This window comes from Xenorhabdus sp. Sc-CR9 (assembly GCF_963897815.1).
Taxonomy (GTDB): Bacteria; Pseudomonadota; Gammaproteobacteria; order Enterobacterales; family Enterobacteriaceae; genus Xenorhabdus.
On record NZ_CAWQTY010000016.1, the window covers coordinates 1 to 5310 of the forward strand.

4 protein-coding genes are annotated in these 5310 nt (G+C 36.9%); 3 read left to right on the forward strand and 1 reads right to left on the reverse strand.

Annotated elements, in window-relative coordinates; all coding sequences use genetic code 11:
- Nucleotides 1-549: 549 nt before the first annotated feature.
- Entirely contained in the window at nt 550-1077 is a 528-nt protein-coding gene (locus AACQ81_RS00915; RefSeq protein ID WP_237388368.1) for an AidA/PixA family protein, read from the reverse strand.
- 463 nt (nt 1078-1540) lie between these two features.
- Between AACQ81_RS00915 and hxpB the strand changes: the two genes are divergently transcribed.
- From hxpB to AACQ81_RS00930, 3 genes are all read left to right on the forward strand, one after another.
- The gene (hxpB, locus tag AACQ81_RS00920; RefSeq protein ID WP_237388369.1) at nt 1541-2206 is read left to right on the forward strand and encodes a hexitol phosphatase HxpB; all 666 of its coding nucleotides are present in this window, start codon (nt 1541-1543) and stop codon (nt 2204-2206) included.
- 228 nt (nt 2207-2434) lie between these two features.
- On the forward strand, nt 2435-3013 hold the full coding sequence (locus AACQ81_RS00925) for a metal-dependent hydrolase (RefSeq protein WP_237388370.1): 579 nt from the start codon (nt 2435-2437) through the stop codon (nt 3011-3013).
- Between the two features lie 683 nt (nt 3014-3696).
- Complete coding sequence (locus AACQ81_RS00930) at nt 3697-5088, forward strand: L-cystine transporter (RefSeq protein WP_237388371.1); 1392 nt, start codon at nt 3697-3699, stop codon at nt 5086-5088.
- Nucleotides 5089-5310 lie beyond the last annotated feature (222 nt).

A 5310-nucleotide genomic window follows, 5' to 3' on the forward strand; every position in this document is an offset into this window, starting at 1 on the left:
GGGAAGTGGATGGTATGATAAGCATGACTCGATCCTTTTTTCTGTGATTTTGCGTTTTGGGAACAAAAATTTCGCAAATTTAGGATCGAGTTTCTTTGATACTCCTACCATTTTGACAAGCTATTTAGTATAAGTAGATTCCTTTAATAACGATAACCCAAAAGCCAGCAGATGATTGAGATGATTTAATATGTTCTCATTACTTCACTTTGTTATTAAAAAAGAAGCGATATCAGCGAGTAAAGATTCGTTAAATCAATGGATTAAAACTCGGTGAATTCCGCCTTTAGGTAATTGACTGATTTTGTTTAATTACTGTTCAAGGTGGGAGTGATAATTTTCTGATGGGGGGATTGGGTTAAAGAGGGGCTATGAAGAAGGCCACGCAATTGAAGTGACCCAATAGTTGAACAACCAAACCAACATTGGGGGTCACTTCACGGATAGCAGCCTTGAATACGTGCCATGTCAGTCATTAGTCAGATAGTAACCATGGTCTGAGAACGGGTGTGGACTTATCCGTTATCAAAGTTAAAATTCTTTATTAACTCAAACTGTAACCAACTCTAATATATGACGATATTTACCGAACCCTATCCTAACAGGGCCTTCATATATTTCGAATGAACATGTAAAAGGTATTTGAACGCTCGAAGTTGGAACTGCCTTGATGGAACTCACCCAAAAATGATAATCAACTTCTTTAGGTGTTACAGATATTGGATTTTCACCTGTTATAATGGGTACCGTTTTCTGAGCCATCACTAATTCAGACTGAAAAAGATACTCAGAGGCAACAACCTTGTTATCTGCAACAACCGCCGTTAATACAACAGAGTATCTTGAGTCATAAGGTGACAATGAATCTTCTTTCCATATAATATTATCATCTTTGCGTACATTTTTAAGAGATAATTTAGTACCTCCATTGTCAATCACGTTGGTTCCGTTATATGTCAACATGTGAATATACTTTGAATCAATAGTAGGCGCTCTACTCTCTATATTACTATAACTATTTGAATTTGCAATAGAATCTGATTCCATAGAAACCAATATATTAATAATATTAGACATTATAGTACCCTCATTAGTTAACGGTATTATTACTTTTTATACGTAAACCAAAATAACAACAGGCCCATATTTAATTAGTAGCTGCTTACAACACCACAATACCGAAAAAAAAAGAACATATAAACATTAAAAATTAACGTTCCTGAAATCAAATTTACTACAATGCAATATATTTTAATTATATTAATATGACATTTATTAATAATCATATTGAGAATAATAATTTAATATTTTTATATTACTCTTCTGTAATGATATCAATCATAATCACACCATTTAAAAATAATTATGCATTTCTATATGTTATAAGAAGCTTACTCTAACTCCATTTGTAGAGTAATGCTCTTATTTTTCCTCAAAAACAATTTCTTTCGTTGTTATCACCTTACAACGGGATTTAACTTATTGAGATTGCTACAATCAAATTTTATTCATCGCTATTATCATTGCGGAGAGATATGAAATGTCATTTTGTTTACCTCTAAAAGCCGTCATCTTTGATATGGACGGATTGCTCATTGATTCTGAGCCTTATTGGGAACAAGGAGAAAAACATATATTCGGTGAATTAGGATTGGATTTGACTTTAGCAGAAAAACTGCCTGATACATTAGGATTACGGATAGATCAGGTTGTTGAACTATGGTATCAAGCTGCACCGTGGCAAGGTACTTCTAAAAATGAAGTTGCACAACGCATCATCAATTATGTAGTTCGATTAGTAAAAGAAAACCGCCCCTTATTACCAGGCGTCGAATATGCTTTAAACCTCTGCCGCGAACGTGGATTAAAAATCGGTCTGGCCTCTGCATCTCCCTATGGGATGCTTGAACAGGTACTTGAATTATTTAACATACGGCACTACTTTGATGCTGTCATTTCTGCCGCAGACTTACCTTATAGCAAACCCCACCCAGAAGTTTACTTACAAGCTGCCAATCAACTTGACGTTAACCCGATTCAATGTATTACATTAGAGGATTCATTTAATGGCATGATAGCAACCAAGGCTGCAAGAATGCGTTCAATTGTTGTTCCTGCCGCCCATCATTTTGATGATCCTCGATGGTCACTGGCTGATATTAAGTTGAATTCACTTGAGAAATTAACAATAGAGAATATTACCTGATGGTTACCATGCTGCCATGCTGCATACATGTTTTCCATGCACCTGGCAGTGCAAAAATCAAACATCCTTTTATATCCCTGGCTGATCTAGGTAAAAATAGATTAAATATTGGTGTTATATATTAATAAATAAAAGATTATTCTTGTTTACCCTCTATCATCCTTATGCAAAAACCTCTATACTGCCAACTGTATGTATAAACAGCATAAATAATTAGTATAAATCGTTATGACAGCAGAAGGGCATCTTCTTTTTTCCGTTGCCAGCCTTGTATTGGCTCACCAGTTAGAAATCACACCAGAAATCGCACAGGGAGATTGGTTACATATGCTTCCCGGTGTACTTCTGGCTTCACTATTACCTGACATTGACCACCCAAGCTCCACTTTAGGCAGGTTATTCCGTTTTATATCCATTCCAATAGCAAAATTATGTGGCCATCGTGGATTCACACATAGTTTATTAGCGCTAATGGTGGGAATGACTCTCTTCCAGACGGAAATCCCCTCCAATTGGCCCATTCCAACCGACTTCATCCATGCGATGGTTGTCGGTTATATCAGCCATCTGATTGCCGATATGCTCACTCCTGCAGGTATTCCACTTTTATGGCCACTGAGAACACGTTTTTGTATCCCAATTCTTAGAGGAAAAGAACGCAAAAAAGCTGAACGATTTATTGCTGTTCTGGTCCTAGTGATTGCTATTATTCTTCCACAGTACATTGATTTTTCATTCACGCATTACTTTGATAAGTTCTCGTTCGATCAATTAACAATTGATAAGCTAAAAAATCTCTACAAGTAGCTGACTTATCGTACATACAACAATGTAATAACCCTATTTTCTCAAATAGGGCTATTACTAACTACATAAATAATATTTTTCAATCCTCACTTATCTGTTTACAATCAGAATTGACTAATTCACTATGCTACTATTATTTAACGCTTTAATTTTATTATTTATTCTATAAATAGCAGTTTACTGAATGTGAATTACCTTATCTGACAGACAAAATCGTATATACACTTCGTTTTTCAAACTGCCTCTTTGTTGGCTGCACTCGCTCACCCCGGCCACATAGTTATCTATGCTCCCGGGGATTTGCTCTCTTGCCATCGCGATGCAACTTGAAATCCATTGTGTATAGAAAGTAAAGTTGACATAGATTAGGACATATAACCAATTAAACTACCTAGTGAAAAATAATTATATTAAATTCCATTTAATTATAAGCAAGTAAATTTTTATACTGATAAAATTCTATCTTATAGATTTTCATGGCCTGTATCTGATAGATTTTTGAGTGATAGCGCAATCAATAAGTTAGCAGTTTGAAACTGCTATCATCACTTATCTCAATACGAACCATGAATAATAAATATATTTCATACAGATATTGGTATACCTGATTGATTACAAGTTGTGATTCAGCAAAAAAAGCAACAATTTGAAAAATGAAGGTATAAACATTTTGGAGACTAGGGATGAATCTACCACTCATCATTAACATGCTCGTTTTTATAGCACTGCTCATCTTATTAGCAAAAACAAGTTCAGATAAATGGAGCTTGTCCAAAAAGGTTCTCGTGGCTCTAGTCGTAGGTATCATTTTTGGGCTGGCATTGAATATCATTTATGGTACAGATAATCTTACAGTAAAAGAATCAATTAAATGGTTCAATATCGTTGGTAATGGTTATGTACAGTTATTGCAAATGGTTATCATGCCATTGGTTTTTGCCTCTATTCTAAGTGCAGTCGCGCGTTTACATAAAGCGTCTTCTTTAGGAAAAATCAGCTTCCTGACAATTGGTACGTTATTGTTCACTACTGCAATTTCCGCTTTAATCGGTATCATAATTGCTAATTTATTTGGGCTAAGTGCAGCAGGATTAATTCAAGGTACTCAAGAAACAGCTCGTTTATCAGCTATTGAAACCAACTATGTTGGTAAAGTTGCAGATATGAGTGTACCCCAAATTATTCTCTCATTTATCCCGAAAAACCCCTTTGCTGATCTGACTGGAGCAAACCCGACTTCCATTATCAGTGTTGTGATTTTTGCAGCATTTTTAGGGGTTGCTGCATTGAAAATGCTTAAAGATGACCATGAACGCGGTGAACGGGCTCTGATCGCCATTGATACTCTACAAGCATGGGCAATGAAACTAGTTAGACTAGTTATGCTCCTAACACCATACGGTGTCATGGCTCTGATGACTAAAGTTGTAGCCAGCTCGAATATTCACGATATTACACAATTAGGTAATTTTGTCGTTGCTTCTTATATCGCGCTTGGTTTGATGTTTGTTGTACATGGCGGTATTTTGGCTTTTACTGGCATTAATCCACTGAAATTTTTCAAAAAAGCTGGCCCTGTATTAACATTTGCATTTACCAGCCGTTCAAGTGCAGCAAGTATTCCGCTGAATGTTGAAACACAAACTCGTCGCCTCGGTGTACCAGAATCGATTGCCAGCTTCTCCGCTTCTTTCGGTGCCACTATTGGACAAAATGGCTGTGCAGGTATTTATCCAGCCATGTTGGCAGTGATGGTTGCTCCAACTGTAGGTATTGACCCCTTCAATCCTTTATGGATTGCTACCCTCGTCGGAATTGTCACTATCAGCTCTGCCGGTGTTGCTGGTGTTGGAGGTGGTGCAACATTTGCAGCACTAATCGTTTTACCAGCGATGGGTCTGCCTGTAACCTTAGTTGCACTATTAATTTCTGTTGAGCCACTCATTGATATGGGTCGCACAGCATTAAACGTCAATGGTGCAATGACTGCCGGTACAGTCACTAGCCAATTAATGGGTAAAACCAATAAAGACATATTTGAACAAGATGACGATGCGGAATTAAAACAAGCTTAATTTGACGAGATAGAATATGCCTTCCTTTGAACTATATATAACAAAGGAGGACGAATTGAAATCAGAACCACCCGCATAGCGGGTGGTTTGCTCTATAGCCCTATAAGGGCATGTTACCGACTGCGCCTAAATGACGCGGCTTTCTCTTCGTTCAAGCTAAGTGTCTTTGCTTCTTTGGCTTACCCCTTGAAGGGGTCGTCTGACTCTCGTGTACTTAATTTA

Bases quoted from the DNA above. Each gene is read 5' to 3' on its own strand.
- AACQ81_RS00915 (WP_237388368.1), bottom strand. From the start codon at position 1,077: ATGTCTAATATTATTAATATATTGGTTTCTATGGAATCAGATTCTATT.
- hxpB (WP_237388369.1), top strand. From the start codon at position 1,541: ATGTCATTTTGTTTACCTCTAAAAGCCGTCATCTTTGATATGGACGGA.
- AACQ81_RS00925 (WP_237388370.1), top strand. From the start codon at position 2,435: ATGACAGCAGAAGGGCATCTTCTTTTTTCCGTTGCCAGCCTTGTATTG.
- AACQ81_RS00930 (WP_237388371.1), top strand. From the start codon at position 3,697: ATGAATCTACCACTCATCATTAACATGCTCGTTTTTATAGCACTGCTC.